Genomic DNA, 16,463 nt, shown 5'->3' with positions numbered 1-16,463 from the left:
GCGAGGGTGAAGCATGAATCTGCAAGAGCTGACCGAACTGGCCGTAAAGGGTGAAATACGTGAGTTGGAACTCCTGTCGCTGGAGGGTGGTTTCTACATCGCGCGTGTCAGGCTGGAGCATACCGAAGCGACGCTGGTGGACGATGATGCCAAGCCGCTGCGAATTGGCTCCACCACGCACTTGCGCGACCTGTTGAAACGAGTGCCGCCGTTTCCCTGTGTGCTGGTGCAGCACAGTGTGCACGACGAAATGTGCGGTGCGCGCGAAGGGCCTATTGGTGCGTTGCGCATTCCGTTTTCGCTGACGTCGCATCTTTAAGACGCCTCGCGGTTTTGCGCCGCTTCTACCAGCATCAGCCCTGGCTCAATCATTTGTTGAATGACCAAGGCCAGGTAGCGATGTTGGGTGGGCAGGCTTTCGGCAAACTCCCCAGTCATGGCGCCAGCACCGGCGATGGTTTTATAAGCGTTGGCGAGCAACGCTTCAGTTCCTTTGGTCCTGAGGCAATCACACAAAAAATGCTAAACACCAGTGGTGTGAGTTTTAAGTCCAATCACCCTTTCCCCGCTGCACCACCCACGCCAACGGCAACGTCAACAGCAACATCCCCGCCAATACCATAAGCGCCACCGGCACCCCAAGCGCGTCGCCCACGCCACCAAACACCACCGGCGCCAGCGCGCCGCCGCCAATCGTACCGGTGTAGAACACCGCAAAGGCCTGCTCGCGTTTTCCGGCGCCAGTCAGGTCCGGTACGGCGCCATACAACACTGACGACGTGCCATTGAGCGCCAAACCCAGCACCGGCAACATCATCATCAACCCGCTCAGCGGCAGATACACCGCCGCGATAATCAGCAGGGCCGTAGACGTTTCGGTCAGCCAGACCGTCTTCATCATGCCGATGCGTACGCCAAGGTAGCCGCAGAGCAATTTACCGAACGCGCCGCCGATGAACAGCATTGTCAGTGCCAAGCCAATGCCTGCGGTGCCGGCACCTTTGGCTTGCAGCAGAAATGGCAGAAAGGTGAGAAAGCCCATGCGCACGGCGCTGTCGAGGGTGCCGGTGAGGATCAGGGCGCACAGGCCAGTCGTGGAGCCGGTTCCACTGAGGGATTTGGTCTTTTTTGTGGAGGCAGATTCGCAAGAGTGTGTAGGCACCAACCACCACAACAGCCCCCCCGCCGCCAACCCAAGTAGCCCAAGCAGCGTGGCGCTGGCCCGCCAGCTGATAACCGTGAGCAACAGGCCAACCAAACCGGGGATCAGGGTTTTGCCAATGTCGCCGGAGAAGTTGTACTGCGACAACGCTTGCTTGACGCCACCGCCGTCCTCGCAGGCGTCGGTGATCATCGACGAAGCCAGAGGATGTTGAGTGCTGGCGCCCAGACCACCCAGCAACAGCGCCATCAGCAACATCATCAACCCTGTGGCTTGCCCCACCAATAAATAAGCCACTCCCGCCAGCGCGGTGCCACCCACCAGCATGGGTAAGCGGCCCCAGCGTTTAGCTGCGCGGCTGGCCATGAGTTGGAACACCGCCATCATCCCGGAATAAGCGCCGCGTAAAAGTCCAATCTGGGCGTAAGACAACGCGAACTGAGCCTGCCAGATCGGCAGCAATACGTAGATCACATCGGTCAGCCCATCGTGCACGGCATGGGCACTGCAGCCGGCGATCAGAGTGCGGCGGCGGGTCGATGTTGCGGCAGCAGGCACGGCGACGATGGCGTTCATGGGGTTGGGATCAGCTTTGGTTTGAAGGGCTTCCAACCGGTCAGGGCGATCAACAAAGTCAGCAGTTGAAAGCCGATAATCAGCGCCACACAACCCGGCCAGCCCCAACGCTCCCAGATCAATGCCGGGAGGATGGCACCGCCGCTGCCGCCCAGGTAATAACACGTGAGGTAAACACCTACTGCGCCGGCTTTGTTTTCACTGGCGGTGGCGGTGGTGAAGGCATTCGCGGCGGCTTGCGCGAGGAAAACTCCGGTGGAGCTGAGTGCCAGCCCCAGAACAATGCACCACAGGGCTGGCAGCAGAGTCAGGGCCGAGCCGGTCACACCGAGCACGGCAGCAACGCTCAGCAGTTCTGCAGGGGGCCGGGCTTTGCTGAGGCGGCCCGCAATAGGGATCACAATCAGCGCCAGCAGGAACACCGTGTAAAGCGTGCCCAATGCCGCAGGACCAAGGTTGAAAGGCGGTAGGCCGAGGTACAACCCTGCGTAGGTAAACGCGGCAACCTGAGAAAACAACACGCAAAAACCTACTGCGTAGGCCGCCAGCAACGGCTTGCGAAACAGGCCCGACGCGAAGGCGTTGACGCGCTCGGTACGCGGTCGGTTGCCCGGTAACAGAAACTGTATGAAGCCGCCCACCATCAGGCTCAGCACCGCGAGTACTTCAAAGGCTTCACGCCAGCCCACATACTCCGTCATCACGCCCGTAACGAATCGCCCGGCGAACCCGCCCAATACGGTTCCCGCCACATAAAGGCTGGTGACTTCGGTAATTGTCCCACCCTTCCAGCGGTCACCGATGTAGGCCACGCTGGTAGCAAACACCACCGGAATCAGCATGCCCTCGACAAACCGCCACACCAGCACTTCGCCAAAGCTGTGGGCATAAGCGCTCATCAGCGTGGGCACGGCCAACAGCAGCGCGGCGACGGCGATCACCGTGCGTTGCTCGAACCGCCCGGTCAGCCGGCTGACAAAAGGCGCAGTCATCGCCACGGCCAGCGTGGTGACCGTGATGCTCCAGCCGGCGGCCTTGGCGCTGATATCAAACTGCGCGGCAAAGGTCTGCAGGATGCTCTGGGTGGCATAGAGGTTAAGGAATGCCGCGCAACCACACAGGAACAGGGCAAGGCGGGCACAATGCAGGCGCGGTTTCATGAAACCTCTCGTTTTATTTTGTGAGGTCTTTATAGAATGGCCGACAGGTCTTAAACCAATACCGATTTCGAACCGATCAATACCCCAGGGATCAGGATGCTCGACCTACGCAAGCTGCGTTACTTTCTGACGGTCGCCGAAGAATTGCACTTTGGCCGTGCCGCCCTTCGCCTGCACCTGGCTCAGCCACCGCTGACCCGGCAGATCTCGGCGCTGGAAGCAGAGTTGGGTTTCAAGCTGTTTGATCGCACCAGCCGCACGGTGAGCCTCACCGCTCAAGGCCGTTCGTTCCTGCCCTACGCGCGCGGTGTATTGGATCAGGTGGAATTGGCACAAGTGATTGCCGGCAAGTTGGCCACAGGTACGGCTGGGCAGTTGACGCTCGGGTACGTCAGCTCGATTGCTCTGTCGGACCTGTTCAGCCAGGCAATCCAGGCGTTTGCCCAGCGCTTTCCCGACGTGCAGCTGACCCTGGTGGAGTGCGCTTCCGGCAGCCTGGGTGCGCAAGTGGCGGATGGGCGACTGGATATTGGCCTGAGCCGTCTGCTGCCGCTCAACCCTGCTGTACACGCATTGTCGTTGGGCGAGGAGCGATTGGTGGCGGCGGTGTCCAGTGAGAATCCGCTGGCAAGCCAGACTGAAATCAGCCTGGCGCAACTGAGTGCGTATCCGTTGATCCTGTTTCCGTCGGATTATGGCTCGGGGCTGAACCAGTCCATCGAGCAGCTTTACCGACACCATGGCCAGCCGCTGCGGCCAGGGCCGACAGGGCGACAGATCACCTCGATTATTGCCCTCGTAGCAGCCGGGCAAGGTGTGGCGTTGGTGCCGGAATGCACACAGAGCTTGATGAACAGGGGCGTGACGTATCGGCCGTTGGTGGAGTTGGATGCCCGTGCGCAATTACTCGTGTTAACGCCAAAAGAGGCAAGAAGTGTGTTGATTGACGCCCTCCTCGCCGTGATTTCAGAGGTTTTACACACCCGGTAACACCCCCGAAAAACCTCGCAATACCTCTTCCGGGCGCCATTCCTGCGAGCTCATACACTTCAGTCGCAACTTACCGAAAGACCGGTCATCGACCGTCGGTAGGTAGAGTGTTGATAATTTATTTTCAGTGGTTATAGTCACCACTAACACACACCACAAGGAGGTGATGTGGATAGCCGTTATTTGATAGGTCATATCGTTGCGGACGGCTGGTATCTGGTGCGTACCCGAGGCAGCCATCACCACTTCAAGCACCCGACGAAACCGGGGCTGGTGACGATTCCCCATCCCAAAAAGGACCTGTTGGACAAGACCGCCAAGAGCATCTTGAAACAAGCTCTGCTGAGTTAACCGTCCGTGGAGGACAACCGACATGCTTTACCCCATTGCAATTTCAACCGGCGACGACGATCACGCCTGGGGCGTTGAAGTACCGGATATTCCGGGCTGTTACTCGGCCGGCGACGACCTCGACGACGCCATGGCCATGGCCCGTGAGGCGATCGAAGGTCACTTCGAGATTCTCGCCGAAGACGGCGCGCCGATTCCCAACGCGCAGAAAGTTACTTTACATGCGGCCAATCCCCAGTACGCGGGCTGCACCTGGGCCGTGGTAGACATCGATGTCACCAAGTACCTGGGCAAGGCGCAAAAGCTCAATATCACGTTGCCCGGTTATCTGCTCAATCGCATCGATGAATATGTACTGCATCACCCTGAAGAAAAGAGCCGTTCGGGCTTTCTGGCCTCTGCGGCACTCAAGGTGCTGCAACAGGACCGGTGAGCGAATTCAACCGCAAGAAACGCAGTTTTCAACTGGGCAAGCCGCTTTAGATTGAACAGACACTCGCCGCATCAGGAGCCATTCATGCCTTGCGAATACACACGGATGCCCTCCCCCGTTGGCCAACTGACGCTGGTGGCGTGCAATGGAAAACTCGGCGCCATCCTGTGGGAAAAAGAACGCGCCAACCGCGTGCGTTTGGGTGAGCTGTACGAAGCGAACGACAACCCCGTGTTGCTGGAAACCGAACGCCAGTTGAACGAGTACTTCGCCGGCACCCGCAAGCGTTTCGAACTGGAACTGGAATTCGCCGGCACCGAATTCCAGAAGCAAGTCTGGCAGGCGCTGCTGACCATTCCCTTTGGCGAAACCCGCAGCTACAGCGAGATCGCCCGGCAGATCGGCAACCCGAAAGCCGTGCGCGCGGTGGGCGCTGCCAATGGGCGTAATCCCATCTCGATCATCGCGCCGTGCCATAGAGTCATTGGTGCCTCAGGAGGCCTGACCGGTTTTGCCGGTGGCCTGAAAGCCAAGCAGTATTTACTCGCGCTGGAAGGCACGGGCCAGGTAGAACTGGCCTTTTAAGGCCTTGGCAACAAAAACGTAGTGCTTCATTCAGAAGCTAAATTGTAAAAGGAAATTTCAAAGCACCGCTGCGGTCCATACTTTCATCACCCTCCTCACTAAGGAAAAACGGTCATGAAATTCTCCGCAATCTCACAATCCCTGTCCCGCTGGGCAGGCAGCGCCCGGACTTTCTACGCCGCCGTCGCGCTGATACTTGTGTGGAGCCTGAGCGGGCCATATTTTCACTACAACGACACCTGGCAACTGATCATCAATACCTCGACCACCATCATTACCTTTCTGATGGTCTTCCTGATCCAGAACACGCAAAACCGCGACAACGACATCCTGCACATCAAGATCGACGAACTGCTGCGCGTCTCCAAGGATGCACAGAACGCCGTGTTGAGCCTGGATGGCCTGGACCGCAAAGAGCTGGAAAAACTGCGCCAGCAATATCGCAGCATCGGCAACACCGGCACGGTGAGCCTGAACAGCAGTTGCGGCGACGCGGCCGACGACGCTGCGCAAACCAAAACGAACCTGAATCAAGCATAAAAAAACGGCGGTTGGACATCATCCAACCGCCGTTCCTGTTTTCAAATCACCTGTTCAACCGTCGCCTTGATGACCTTTACCGTAGGTCGATGCCAAGGCACGGGCTTTCTGCAGACGCTCTTCCAGCTTGGGCAGCGTCTCATCCACCAGCGCTTTTATTTCCGGTACATCCGACGCCGCCCCTTCCTTCTTAAACAGGGCAATGGCGTCTTCAGTTTCCTTGACCTGCTGCGCGGTGTAGGCGGCGTCAAAGGAATCGCCGTCCTTGAGCTCGGGCATCAGGGTTTCGGCTTTGTCGACGATCTTCTCGCGGGGCGCTACCGGCAGCTCAAGCTTCTTGGCGATGGCGGCCAAATGCTGGTTGGCCAGGGTGCGCTCGTTGATCACCTCGATGGTGTAGTCCTTGATTTCCTGGGACGAGGTTTTGGCGTGGGCCATGCGACTGGTTTCGATATCGGCCATACCTTTGGCCGACGCCTGCTCGATGAATTCGGCAGACGACTGGGCGAAAGCATTGCTGGCGCCGAGGCCCAGCAGCATCGCAAAACTGGCGGTGCGTAACCGGATAGCCATACGGCTCATGATGGGTTCCTCCAGGGCAAAAATAAGTGCGGGAGCATACACCCCGCCCTGAATTCGAATTTTCAGGGCGGCAAAGGTTTAGAAAAAACTCGCCAGTGCGACGAACGGTCGTGGATGTGTCAGGCCGGTTTGCTGCCGAACAGGCCCGGCAACGCGTGAGCCAAGGCGTTAATGGCGAAGCCGATAAACATCACGCTGCAGAGTTTGGTGATCAGGATTTCATGGCGCTGATACACCGTACGAACACGTTGGGCGCCCACCACACCGATCAGAATCGCGTAGGCCAGTACGCCGCCCATGAAGCTCAGGACAATCAACCACGGCAACATCGACCATGTCAGCAACTCGGCACGGCTGGACAACAGCGCGGTAAAGGTCGCGACAGCCACTGGATAGGCTTTGGGATTGGTGAGGCCAAACAGAATGCCGTGCCAAAACGGGTGCCGCGCAGCGCCCTGAGGCGCATCACTGCTGCGACGCTGGGTACGAATCGCGCGCCAGCCGAGCCAGAACAGGTAAAGGCCGCTGAGCACGCCCAGCACGTCAAATGCGCTGCTGCCGACTTCCCGCGCGCCCACAATCGCGACCAACGCGGTACTGCACCACACCACATCGCCCAGCAAATGCCCGCACAAAAAACCTGCGCCAGCGCGACGGCCGCGAGCCGCCCCAATACCAAACACCGCCAACACGCCAGGACCAGGCGTAATACCGTAGATAAAACCCGAAGCGAGGACGGCGAGCAGTAAGGATGGGGTCATGGGCACGACTCTGGACAGACGGTTGAAAGGTGCCTCGATTCTGCACGTTCTGGTGCTACGGGTAAAACTTCATTCCCGCATAAGGCGTGGTGCGACAGGCTTGCAGGCGTGAGGCCATATCACCGACATGGGCTTCGAGCTTGTGACCATCAGGGTCGAGAAAATAGAACGAATGACCTTCACTGCGGTTGTCGCGCCACTCCTGCACCCCGGCGGCGCGCAGACGCGCCACCCACTCGTCGAAATCCGCTGCATCGACGCTGAACGCGTAATGGGTGTAGTCGGCAGCAGGGATTGAGTAGCGCGCTGGATCCAGCGATAAGCATAACCACAAGCCCGGCAATGACAGGTAGGCACCGTTGTCCCAGGTGGCGTCGAGCTTCACTTGCAGAAGGTCATGGTAGAAACCGACGCTGCGATGCAGATCGGTGACCGCCAGGGTCAGGTGGTTGAAGCCTGAAAGCATAAATACTTCCTTTGATTGAATTGGCCGCTGACGAACGGAGCGAACCGTTGATTGGGTGACACTGTAGTATGTTGCACTACAGATCACTACATCGAGGCTCCTATGTCTGTTATGTCACTTCGCATACCGGAAGACGTCGCCGATACACTCTCCAGTCTCGCCAAAGCCACGGGACGCAGTAAGTCCTTTCTTGCCGTTGATGCATTACGGGAATACCTGACGCGTGAAGCGTGGCAAATCGAGGAAATTCAAAAAGCTCTGAAAGAAGCAGATGCAGGTGACTTCGCAACGGCTGAGGAGGTCAATGCGATCGCTGATAAATGGCGCGCTGATGCGCGTTGAGTGGCTGAGGGCTGCCCTCAGAAATCTTGATGATGAAGCAGCATATATCGCAGAAGAAAATCCCAAAGCGGCCCGTGAGTTTGTCCAAGCGATCTTGACTGGCCTGCAACACGTCGCCGAGTTTCCCGCGATGGGCAAAGAGGGTCGCGTACCCGGTACCCGCGAATGGGTTGTGCCGCGATGGCCTTACATTGTTCCCTACCGTATCCGTGAAGGTAGATTACAAGTGATGAGGATCCTTCATACGCGCCGGCAGCCCCCCACATCCTGGTGAGGACTGTTTAGCCCTGTAAAACACCCTGCACCTGACCAATCAACCACTGCAACCCCGAATCCCCGCCCCGCCGCGCGTGCCACGCCAGCTCGAACGCAAACGAAGGAATATGAAAGGGCGGCGGCACGGCCAATAGTTGCTGATGATCAATGTTCAGCAGCCCGCGCGACGATACGGTCAGGATAAGGTCCGTGCCCTGAATCAGCTGCGGCGCGACGCCCCAATGCGGCAGGCTGATTGCTACATGCCGTCGTTCACGAATCGCCGTCAGCGCCCGCTCGATTTCCGGCGTGCCGCTGCCGCGCATTTCCAGCAGCACATGCGGGCGTGAGAGGTAGGTGGGCAGATCCAGTGCGCCGTTTGCCGGCAGGCTGTTGCGGTCCACCAGGCAGGTGTAATGCTCCTCGAATAACGGCGTGGTGCGCAGTTCGGCGGGCATGTCGGGGAATACGCCGGCGGCCAGGTCGATATCCCCATTGAGCACGCCGTCAACCATCCCTTCGCGGCTGGCCTGAATAATTTGCAGGTCGATGCCCGGCGCTTGCTGGCGCAGTACGCGAACCAAACCCGGCAGGAAGATCGCCGCGCTGTAGTCCGACATGGCCACGCGAAACCTGCGCTTGGCGCAGGCCGGGTCAAACCGGTTTGGCGCCAGCAATGCCTGAACGTGAGCCAGGGCTTCGGCCAACGGCGCCGCCAACTCCAGCGCACGCGCCGTTGGCACTAATGTACCGCCCTGACGCACCAGTAACGGGTCACCGAGCAGGTCGCGCAACCGCGCCAGCGCATGGCTGACCGCCGGTTGGCTGAGGTGCAAACGCTGCGCGGCGCGGGTGACGTGGCGCTCGCTGAGCAGGGCGTCGAGGATGACCAGAAGGTTGAGGTCGACGCGGCGCAGATCATTCATCGGCTGCATACTTGACATAAGAAATTGGAATTTAAATTTGCGCGACGAATAGCCTAGAGTCCAGCAAAACCTCTGGGAGATTGGAAATGACCACATTGCATTGGACAGGTTTGTTGGCACTGGCAGTCATCGCCGGGGCGGTGGTGCCGTTTCAAAGTGCGATCAACGCCAACCTCGGCCGAGGGCTCGGCCACCCTTTGTGGGCCACGCTGGCGTCTTTGCTGGTGAGTATTATCGTGTTGTTGCCCGTGATTCTGGCGCTGCGCTTACCGCTGCCGAGTGTGGCGTTTATCAGCAAGGCGCCGCTGTGGATGTGGGCCGGTGGCGCGTTTGGCGTGTGCTTTATTTCACTGGCGTTGATGCTGCTGCCCAAGCTCGGCGCCTCCGGTTTTATCGCACTGGCCATGGCCGGGCAGATTCTTGCCTCGCTGGTGCTCGATCACTTCGGCCTGTTCGGCCTGGTGGAGCGCCAACTGACAACGCCCCGCGTGTTGGGGGCGTTGTTGTTGATTGGCGGGGTGGCGTTGATTCAGTTCAGTGCCAGCCCCGCTCGCGTAATGGCAACTGCGGGCTGATCAGCCCTTGTCCAGCGTGCGCAGCTTTTGCGGCAAGCCCCACAGCAACAGCGCCGCCGCCAACAGCGCACACACGCCGATCACGTAAAGCGCTGGCGTGGTGCTGCCGGTAAGGTCTTTGATCCGCCCCACCATCACCGGGCTGACAATGCCGCCGAACTGCCCCAGCGTGTTGATCACCGCAATACCGCCCGCCGCGCCTGCACCGGCGCCCGCCAACAGCTTGGGTGGCAGGGTCCAGAACGTCGGGATCGACGCGATGATGCCGGCTCCCAACATGCCCAGGGCAATGATCAGGAAGGTGGTGTGGTCGGCAAAAATCCCCGCGCAGAAGAAGCCAATTGCGCCCAGCACCACCAGCCCGCAGACAAACTTGCGGCGCTCGCCGGTGGCGTCCGACAACCGCCCGATCACCACCATGCTGATCGCACCGCACACATAAGGAATCGCCGTGAGCAGTCCAATCATCACCGGGCTTTGAGTGCCCGCACTGCGGATCAATTGCGGCGCCCAAAAGTTAAGACCGTAGGACGCCACCTGAATCAGAAAGTAGATAAACCCGAGCATCAGGAAGCCCGGAATACGGATCGCCGACAGCAGTGAACCACCGTGCTGGTTCGGCTCATGTTTGGCGATGCGACTCGACAGCAAGGCCTTCTCTTGTGCAGTCAGCCAATGGGCGTCTTCGATGCGGTCCTTGAGCAGGGTCAGCACCAGAAACCCCAGGCCGATGCATGGCAAGCCGCCGAGCAGAAACAGCCAGTGCCAGCCGCGCATTTGCAGCACGCCATCGAGGTGTTCCAGTACCAGGCCGGAGAACGGCGCGCCGACCAGCCCGGCGAATGCAGACGCCAGAAACAGCAGCGATGTGATGCGCCCACGGAAGTGCTGCGGGAACCACAACGTCAGGTAATACAGCACGCCCGGCGCAAAGCCTGCTTCCATCGCGCCGATGATGAAGCGCAGCCCGTAGAACTGCCATTCGGCGGTGACAAACACCATCGCCGCCGTCGCCACGCCCCACGACATCATGATCCGCGCGATCCAGCGCCGCGCGCCAACCTTGTACAGCATCATGTTGCTCGGCACTTCGAAGATCACATAGCCCACTACAAACAACCCGGCACCCAGGCCGTAGGCGGTATCGCTCAGGCTCAGGTCGGTTTGCAGCTGGAACTTGGCGAAACTGATATTGATCCGGTCAAAAAACGCGAACAGATAACACACCATGATCAGCGGCATCAGGCGCCAGGCGACCTTGCTGACCAGGGCTTTTTCGGCATCGATTTCAGCGGCCGGGCGCGCGCCGGCCTCCAACGTATTAGTGCTCATGCTTTCTCTCCAGCGGACTGCTCAAGGGCGTCCGATTGTTTTTGTTGTCTGGTGCGGGGTTACAGCGTGGCGAGGTCATCCGGTGGAGGGTGCAGGTCGCAATTGCGCCCGGCCTTGGCCACTTGCCCGGGCAGTTCATGGCCGAGCAAGGCCGGCAAACGGCGGGACATGTGCAACAGGTGCGGCAGGTCGATACCGGTGTGAATACCGACCTCCTCGCACAGATTCACCAAGTCTTCGGTGCAGATATTGCCCGACGCGCCTGGCGCAAACGGGCAACCGCCCAAGCCACCCAGCGCGGCGTCAAAGCGACGGGCACCGGCTTCGTAGGCGGCCAGCACATTGCACAAACCCAAGCCGCGCGTGTTGTGAAAATGCAGGGTCAGGTCGCTGGCCGAGACGCGCTGCAACACGCGCTTGACCAGACGCTCGACCTGGCGTGGATTGGCCATGCCGGTGGTGTCCGCAAGGCTGATGCCCTGGATGCCCAGCGCTTGATAGGCCTCCACAATTTGCAGTACACGGTCCTCGTCAATGTTGCCCTCGAACGGGCAGCCGAACGTGGTGGCGATGCTCCCGTTCAGGCGCACCGGGTGGTCGGCGGCGAAGCTGACGATATCGCCGAACGCTGCCAGCGACGCCTCACACCGCATGCGCATATTGGCGAGGTTGTGGGTCTGGCTGGCGGACATCACCAGGTTCAACTCATCGGCGCGGGACTCGATGGCGCGCTGGGCGCCCTTGAGGTTGGGAATCAGCGCCACATAGATCACACCGGGCTGGCGCTCGATACCCTGGAATACCTGCTCGCCATCTCGCAACGCCGGAATGGCCTTGGGCGAGACAAACGAACCGGCCTCTATTCGCGAAAAACCGGCGCGGGACAGCTGGTTGATCAAGGCGACTTTATCGGCCGTCTCGACCCAGGTCGGCTCGATTTGCAGGCCATCACGCGGGGACACTTCCTGCACGATCAGCGCGTCGGAATAATCAGTGATCATTGCACCACTCCCGAGGTTTTCAGGCGTTGTATATCGGCACCGGTCAGGCCCAGGCTGCCGAGGATGTCATCGGTGTGTTGGCCGAGGGTTGGGCCTTGCCAGTTCACGCGGCCAGGGGTTTCGGACAGCTTGGGCACGATGCCCGGCATCTTCACCGACACGCCGCCAGGCAGCTTGGCCTCCAGCAACATGTCGCGCGCCTGGTAGTGCGGGTCGCTGACGATATCGGCCACGGAATAGATGCGCCCGGCCGGCACTTGCGCCGCTTCCAGGGCGCTGAGCACCTGGTCGATGGGCAGGCTGCTGGTCCAATGGGTAATCGCTGCGTCGAGCAAACCACTCTTGGCGGCGCGGCCGTCGTTGTGGGCAAACTCAGGCGCTTCGGCCATGTCTGCGCGGCCGATGGTGTTCATCAGGCGCTTGTAGATCGGGTCGCTGTTGCCGGCGATGACCACATAGGCGCCGTCAGCAGTCAGGTAGGTGTTGGACGGCGCGATGCCGGGCAAGGCGCCGCCGCTGCGCTCACGCACATGGCCGAGCATGTCATATTCGGGCACCAGGCTTTCCATCAGGTTGAACACGCTTTCGGCGAGGGACACATCGACTATCTGCCCGTCGCCCTGGCCGGTCTTGACCCGCAGCAGCGACATCAGTGCGCCGATTACGCCGTGCAGGGAAGCCAGGGAATCACCGAGGCTCACGCCCACCCGCGCCGGAGGTGAGTCCGGGTTGCCGGTGGTGTAGCGAATGCCGCCCATGGCCTCGCCGATCGCACCAAAACCCGGTCGGTCGCGGTACGGGCCGGTCTGGCCGTAGCCGGAGATGCGCACCAGCGTCAGTTTAGGGTTGAGGGCGTGCAGCACGTCCCAGCCAAGGCCGAGTTTTTCCAGGCCGCCGGGGCGCAGGTTTTCGATGAGCACGTCGGCGTCGCCGAGCAGTTGCTTGATCAGGTCCAGGCCTTGCGGGGACTTGAGGTCCAGCGCCAGGGACTTCTTGTTACGCGATTGCAGGTACCACCACAGCGAAGTGCCTTCGTGCAGCTTTCGCCATTTGCGCAGTGGGTCGCCCTGGCCCATGGCCTCGATCTTGATCACCTCGGCGCCAAACTCGGCCATCAGCCGGGCGGCGAACGGCGCGGCGATCAGCGTGCCGATCTCGATCACCTTGATACCGCTCAGGGGAGCCGTCATGGGGTGTACCTCTTATTCTTGGAATGTGCAGTCAAGACTAGAGGACGCCAGCGGGGGAAATCCAACCGTCAGTTGGCAAGGAGCGTTCGCGAATGGCGAAGACGCCATGAATTGCCCTGGCGCAAACGGGGTCGCCTGAGGCTGGCTAGCCTGCAATGGCATCTACTGGTTTTGCCGGGTGTACCGAGGTGGCCGCATCGCAGGCAAGCCAGCTCCCACAGAAAAACAGGCTTGTGCAAGTATTGAAATTTACTCGGTCAACACTGTGGGAGCTGGCTTGCCTGCGATGGGGCCGAAAGGGTTTCGCTTACACCTGCGCCCTGCGCAGATAGTCAAACAACAACCGACTCACCGGCGACAACTGCGCCTCGTCGCGTGCCACCAGAATCAAGCTGCGATCCGACCACGCATCTGTCAGCGGCACGGCATGCAAGCCGAGTGCGCGGCCGAACAATTCATAGGCTTTTTGCGGCAGGATGCCGATGCCCATGTTCGCCTGAACCATCCGGCACATCGCATCAAACCCCGGCACGTGAATGCGCAGGCGCAGCGTCTGGCCCGCTTCGCGCGCGGCGGCGTGGGTGCGCATATTGATGGAGCTGGCCGCGTGCAGGCCGACGTAGTCACTGCCCAGGGTTTCAGCAAATGCCAGCGTCTCACGCGCAGCCAGCGCATGGTCTGCCGGCATCAACACCACCAACTTGTCGCGGCGATAAATCACGCCCGGCAGGCCTTTGGTGTCGGTGTCACTGGAACAGATGCCCAGGTCGGCGACCCCGTCCAGCACGCCTTGCACCACGCCATTGCTGGGGCGCTCTTCCAGATCGGTTTTCACCGCAGGGTGCTGCTCGGAAAAGTCTCGCAGGTCTTCAGGCAGGAACTGAATGATCGCCGACAGGTTGGCGAGCATCCGCACGTAACCGCGCACGCCATGGCTGTGTTCGCCCAGTTCCAGGCCCATTTTTTCGACGTTGAACAGCATCTGCCGCGCATGGTGCAGCAGCGTTTCACCGGCCGCCGTCAGGTCCATACCCTTGGCCCGTCGCACAAACAGGCTGACGCCCAGCACCTGTTCCAATTCCATCAGGCGCTTGCTGGCGGCCGACACGGCGATGGCTTCGCGGGCGGCTGCGCGGGTCAACGTGCCTTCCTCGAACACCGCAACGAACAACTGCAGGGTGATCAGGTCCAGCCGGCGCACCAAGCTTTTGTGCAGCATCAGCGACGCTCGCTGGCCAGCCGATTGATCTGGGCATGCTCCACCACCGCCTGCGGCGCGCCATGGCGCACCGCCGTCAGCATCGCTTGGCCGACGGTTTCGGTGCTGATCACCCACGTGGGTTTTACACGCCGCACAAACGAGAGCAACGGCCCGAGCACGGTGTAGAAAGCCTGGTACAACGGCGTCTTCGAGCGCGCGCCGTGCAGCGGCTGAATCACTCCAGGCCGGAACACATAAACCGCCTTGAACGGCAGGCGCAGCAGGGCGTTCTCGGTCTTGCCCTTGACCCGCGCCCACATTGATTTGCCCGCCTCGGAACTGTCGGTGCCTGCGCCGGACACGTAGATAAACGTCATCTGCGGGTTGAGCCGCGCCAGGGTGCTGGCCGCCACCAGGGTCAGGTCATAGGTGAGGTGGGTGTAGTTGGTTTCATTCATGCCCGCCGACGAAACGCCGAGGCAGAAGAAGCAGGCGTCAAACCCCTGCAGCAGGTTTTCCAGGGGCTGGAAATCGAGCATGTCGCTGTGCAGCACCTGGTGCAGCTTGCCGTGTTCCTGGGTCAGGGGCGTGCGGCCGACGGCGACCACTTCCTGCACGTCGGCGGCCAGCAAACACTCGCGCAGCACGCCTTGGCCGACCATGCCGGTGGCGCCGAATAATAGGACTCTCATCAGGGGACCTCAGCGGCAAGCCGCACGCTTCAAGCTCAAGTTGGATGCAGTTCGGCTTGTAGCTTAACGCTTGCAGCGGGTGACCGCCCCCTTTAGAACGCGCTGCGAAAGATCTCCTCGATCTGGCGCTGATCGGCGCGGCGTGGGTTGGTCAGCCCGCATGCATCCTTCAAGGCATTGGTGGCCAGCAGTGGAATGTCCTGCAACTTGGCGCCCAACTCACGCAAGCCAGCGGGAATCTCCACGTCCTGAGACAACGTACGAATGGCCGCAATGGCCGCCTGCGCGCCCTCCTCCGGCGTGATCCCTTTGATATCGGCGCCCAACGCACGCGCCACGTCGCTCAAGCGCTTGGCACTGACGCTCGCATTGAAGCTTTGCACATGGGGCAGCAGCACCGCGTTGCACACGCCGTGGGGCAGATCGTAAAGACCGCCGAGCTGGTGCGCCATGGCGTGCACAAAACCCAGCGACGCATTGTTGAACGCCATGCCTGCGAGGAACTGCGCGTAGGCCATGTTTTCCCGCGCGGCCTTGTCGCTGCCATCGCGCACGGCCAGGCGCAGGTTGGCGCTGATCAGCTCGATAGCCTTGATCGCGCAGGCGTCGGTGATCGGTGTGGCGGCGGTGGACACGTAGGCTTCGATGGCGTGAGTCAGCGCGTCCATGCCGGTGGCAGCGGTGAGCCCCTTGGGCATGCCGACCATCAGCGCCGGATCATTGACCGACAACAACGGCGTGACGTTGCGGTCGACGATGGCCATTTTCACGTGGCGGCTTTCGTCGGTGATGATGCAGAAACGGGTCATTTCGCTGGCGGTGCCGGCGGTGGTGTTGATGGCGACCAGCGGCAGCTGCGGTTTGCTCGATTGATCGACGCCTTCGTAGTCGCTGATATGCCCGCCGTTGGTGGCGCACAGGGCGATGCCCTTGGCGCAGTCATGGGGTGAGCCGCCGCCCAGGGACACGACAAAATCACAGGCATTGGCCTCGAGCAGCACCAAGCCTTTCTCGACGTTTTCAACGTTGGGGTTGGGCTTGGCGCCGTCGTAGATCACCGAGTCAATGTCCTGCATCGCCAGTTTTTCGGCGATCATGCTCGCGACGCCCGCTTTGGCCAGCCCGGCGTCGGTGACGATCAGCGCCTTGCGAAAGCCGTAATTGCGGATGGCGATCATGGCTTCGTCGAGGCAGTCGGTGCCCATGATGTTGACGGCGGGAATGAAGAAGGTGCTGCTCATGGCGAATCCTCAGAGGCGTTATACCTACAGCATCAACCGGTGCCGCACGGCGCATCTTGATCAGGATCAACGCCGGCTCATGATAAAGTCACCGCCCAGCTG

Annotated in this window: 22 protein-coding genes; 9 read left to right on the top strand and 13 right to left on the bottom strand. The window is 60.5% G+C overall.

The window, feature by feature from the left end:
* Window positions 1-13 precede the first annotated feature (13 nt).
* Window positions 14-319 carry a DUF6482 family protein gene (locus ACP7A2_RS11020; RefSeq protein WP_426134222.1) on the top strand — a complete coding sequence of 102 codons (306 nt, stop codon included), beginning with the start codon at window positions 14-16 and terminating at the stop codon, window positions 317-319.
* Here the strand turns inward: ACP7A2_RS11020 and ACP7A2_RS11015 are convergent.
* From ACP7A2_RS11015 to ACP7A2_RS11005, 3 genes are all read right to left on the bottom strand, one after another.
* Window positions 316-480, bottom strand: a complete 165-nt coding sequence (locus ACP7A2_RS11015; RefSeq protein ID WP_426134221.1) for a DUF6124 family protein — start codon at window positions 478-480, stop codon at window positions 316-318. The genes ACP7A2_RS11020 and ACP7A2_RS11015 overlap by 4 nt on opposite strands.
* Window positions 481-544: 64 nt before the next feature.
* Window positions 545-1,738, bottom strand: a complete 1,194-nt coding sequence (locus ACP7A2_RS11010) for an MFS transporter (protein ID WP_426134220.1) — start codon at window positions 1,736-1,738, stop codon at window positions 545-547.
* The gene (locus ACP7A2_RS11005) at window positions 1,735-2,898 is read right to left on the bottom strand and encodes an MFS transporter (protein WP_426134219.1); all 1,164 of its coding nucleotides are present in this window, start codon (window positions 2,896-2,898) and stop codon (window positions 1,735-1,737) included. The genes ACP7A2_RS11010 and ACP7A2_RS11005 overlap by 4 nt, the downstream gene beginning before the upstream one ends.
* Before the next feature lie 96 nt (window positions 2,899-2,994).
* Here ACP7A2_RS11005 and ACP7A2_RS11000 point away from each other — a divergent pair, with 96 nt between their 5' ends.
* The 5 genes from ACP7A2_RS11000 (at window position 2,995) to ACP7A2_RS10980 (ending at window position 5,797) form a co-directional block, all read left to right on the top strand.
* Window positions 2,995-3,888: a LysR family transcriptional regulator gene (locus tag ACP7A2_RS11000; RefSeq protein ID WP_426134218.1), complete on the top strand. Its 894-nt coding sequence runs from the start codon at window positions 2,995-2,997 to the stop codon at window positions 3,886-3,888.
* A gap of 168 nt (window positions 3,889-4,056) precedes the next feature.
* Complete coding sequence (locus ACP7A2_RS10995) at window positions 4,057-4,239, top strand: type II toxin-antitoxin system HicA family toxin (RefSeq protein WP_017736377.1); 183 nt, start codon at window positions 4,057-4,059, stop codon at window positions 4,237-4,239.
* A gap of 22 nt (window positions 4,240-4,261) precedes the next feature.
* Window positions 4,262-4,672, top strand: coding sequence for a type II toxin-antitoxin system HicB family antitoxin (locus tag ACP7A2_RS10990; RefSeq protein ID WP_426134217.1), 411 nt, complete (start codon window positions 4,262-4,264; stop codon window positions 4,670-4,672).
* A gap of 84 nt (window positions 4,673-4,756) precedes the next feature.
* Window positions 4,757-5,257, top strand: a complete 501-nt coding sequence (locus tag ACP7A2_RS10985) for a methylated-DNA--[protein]-cysteine S-methyltransferase (RefSeq protein WP_426134216.1) — start codon at window positions 4,757-4,759, stop codon at window positions 5,255-5,257.
* Window positions 5,258-5,371: 114 nt separating this feature from the next.
* A complete protein-coding gene (locus ACP7A2_RS10980; protein WP_426134215.1) occupies window positions 5,372-5,797 on the top strand; it encodes a low affinity iron permease family protein in 426 nt (141 codons plus the stop codon).
* A 54-nt stretch (window positions 5,798-5,851) separates the two neighbouring features.
* Here ACP7A2_RS10980 and ACP7A2_RS10975 read toward each other — a convergent pair whose 3' ends face one another.
* The 3 genes from ACP7A2_RS10975 to fos form a co-directional block, all read right to left on the bottom strand.
* Window positions 5,852-6,379: a DUF4142 domain-containing protein gene (locus ACP7A2_RS10975; protein WP_348057884.1), complete on the bottom strand. Its 528-nt coding sequence runs from the start codon at window positions 6,377-6,379 to the stop codon at window positions 5,852-5,854.
* A 119-nt stretch (window positions 6,380-6,498) separates the two neighbouring features.
* Entirely contained in the window at window positions 6,499-7,140 is a 642-nt protein-coding gene (locus tag ACP7A2_RS10970; RefSeq protein ID WP_426134214.1) for a LysE family translocator, read from the bottom strand.
* A 55-nt stretch (window positions 7,141-7,195) separates the two neighbouring features.
* Window positions 7,196-7,606 carry a fosfomycin resistance glutathione transferase gene (fos, locus tag ACP7A2_RS10965; RefSeq protein ID WP_426134213.1) on the bottom strand — a complete coding sequence of 137 codons (411 nt, stop codon included), beginning with the start codon at window positions 7,604-7,606 and terminating at the stop codon, window positions 7,196-7,198.
* 102 nt (window positions 7,607-7,708) lie between these two features.
* Between fos and ACP7A2_RS10960 the strand changes: the two genes are divergently transcribed.
* A complete protein-coding gene (locus ACP7A2_RS10960) occupies window positions 7,709-7,948 on the top strand; it encodes a CopG family ribbon-helix-helix protein (protein ID WP_426134212.1) in 240 nt (79 codons plus the stop codon).
* Window positions 7,938-8,222, top strand: a complete 285-nt coding sequence (locus ACP7A2_RS10955; RefSeq protein ID WP_426134295.1) for a type II toxin-antitoxin system RelE/ParE family toxin — start codon at window positions 7,938-7,940, stop codon at window positions 8,220-8,222. The genes ACP7A2_RS10960 and ACP7A2_RS10955 overlap by 11 nt, the downstream gene beginning before the upstream one ends.
* Before the next feature lie 7 nt (window positions 8,223-8,229).
* Here the strand turns inward: ACP7A2_RS10955 and ACP7A2_RS10950 are convergent, their stop codons facing one another.
* Window positions 8,230-9,138, bottom strand: a complete 909-nt coding sequence (locus tag ACP7A2_RS10950; protein ID WP_426134294.1) for a LysR family transcriptional regulator — start codon at window positions 9,136-9,138, stop codon at window positions 8,230-8,232.
* Window positions 9,139-9,215: 77 nt separating this feature from the next.
* Between ACP7A2_RS10950 and ACP7A2_RS10945 the strand changes: the two genes are divergently transcribed.
* Window positions 9,216-9,704, top strand: coding sequence for a DMT family transporter (locus tag ACP7A2_RS10945; protein ID WP_375069229.1), 489 nt, complete (start codon window positions 9,216-9,218; stop codon window positions 9,702-9,704).
* Here the strand turns inward: ACP7A2_RS10945 and ACP7A2_RS10940 are convergent, their stop codons facing one another.
* The 6 genes from ACP7A2_RS10940 to yiaY all read right to left on the bottom strand — a co-directional run bounded on the left by ACP7A2_RS10940 (window position 9,705) and on the right by yiaY (window position 16,361).
* A complete protein-coding gene (locus ACP7A2_RS10940; RefSeq protein ID WP_426134211.1) occupies window positions 9,705-11,036 on the bottom strand; it encodes an MFS transporter in 1,332 nt (443 codons plus the stop codon).
* 59 nt (window positions 11,037-11,095) lie between these two features.
* Entirely contained in the window at window positions 11,096-12,037 is a 942-nt protein-coding gene (locus tag ACP7A2_RS10935) for a hydroxymethylglutaryl-CoA lyase (RefSeq protein ID WP_426134210.1), read from the bottom strand.
* Window positions 12,034-13,227 carry a CaiB/BaiF CoA transferase family protein gene (locus ACP7A2_RS10930; protein WP_426134209.1) on the bottom strand — a complete coding sequence of 398 codons (1,194 nt, stop codon included), beginning with the start codon at window positions 13,225-13,227 and terminating at the stop codon, window positions 12,034-12,036. The genes ACP7A2_RS10935 and ACP7A2_RS10930 overlap by 4 nt, the downstream gene beginning before the upstream one ends.
* 307 nt (window positions 13,228-13,534) lie before the next feature.
* On the bottom strand, window positions 13,535-14,446 hold the full coding sequence (locus tag ACP7A2_RS10925) for a LysR family transcriptional regulator (protein ID WP_426134208.1): 912 nt from the start codon (window positions 14,444-14,446) through the stop codon (window positions 13,535-13,537).
* Entirely contained in the window at window positions 14,446-15,120 is a 675-nt protein-coding gene (locus ACP7A2_RS10920; RefSeq protein WP_426134207.1) for an NAD(P)H-binding protein, read from the bottom strand. Before ACP7A2_RS10920 ends, ACP7A2_RS10925 begins: the two co-directional genes overlap by 1 nt.
* Window positions 15,121-15,212: 92 nt before the next feature.
* A complete protein-coding gene (gene yiaY / locus ACP7A2_RS10915; RefSeq protein WP_426134206.1) occupies window positions 15,213-16,361 on the bottom strand; it encodes an L-threonine dehydrogenase in 1,149 nt (382 codons plus the stop codon).
* Window positions 16,362-16,463: the final 102 nt, after the last annotated feature.

This window comes from Pseudomonas sp. PWP3-1b2 (assembly GCF_049896045.1).
In the GTDB taxonomy this organism is placed as follows: domain Bacteria; phylum Pseudomonadota; class Gammaproteobacteria; order Pseudomonadales; family Pseudomonadaceae; genus Aquipseudomonas; species Aquipseudomonas antarctica_B.
This window is presented reverse-complemented; position numbering and strand designations above follow the sequence as displayed.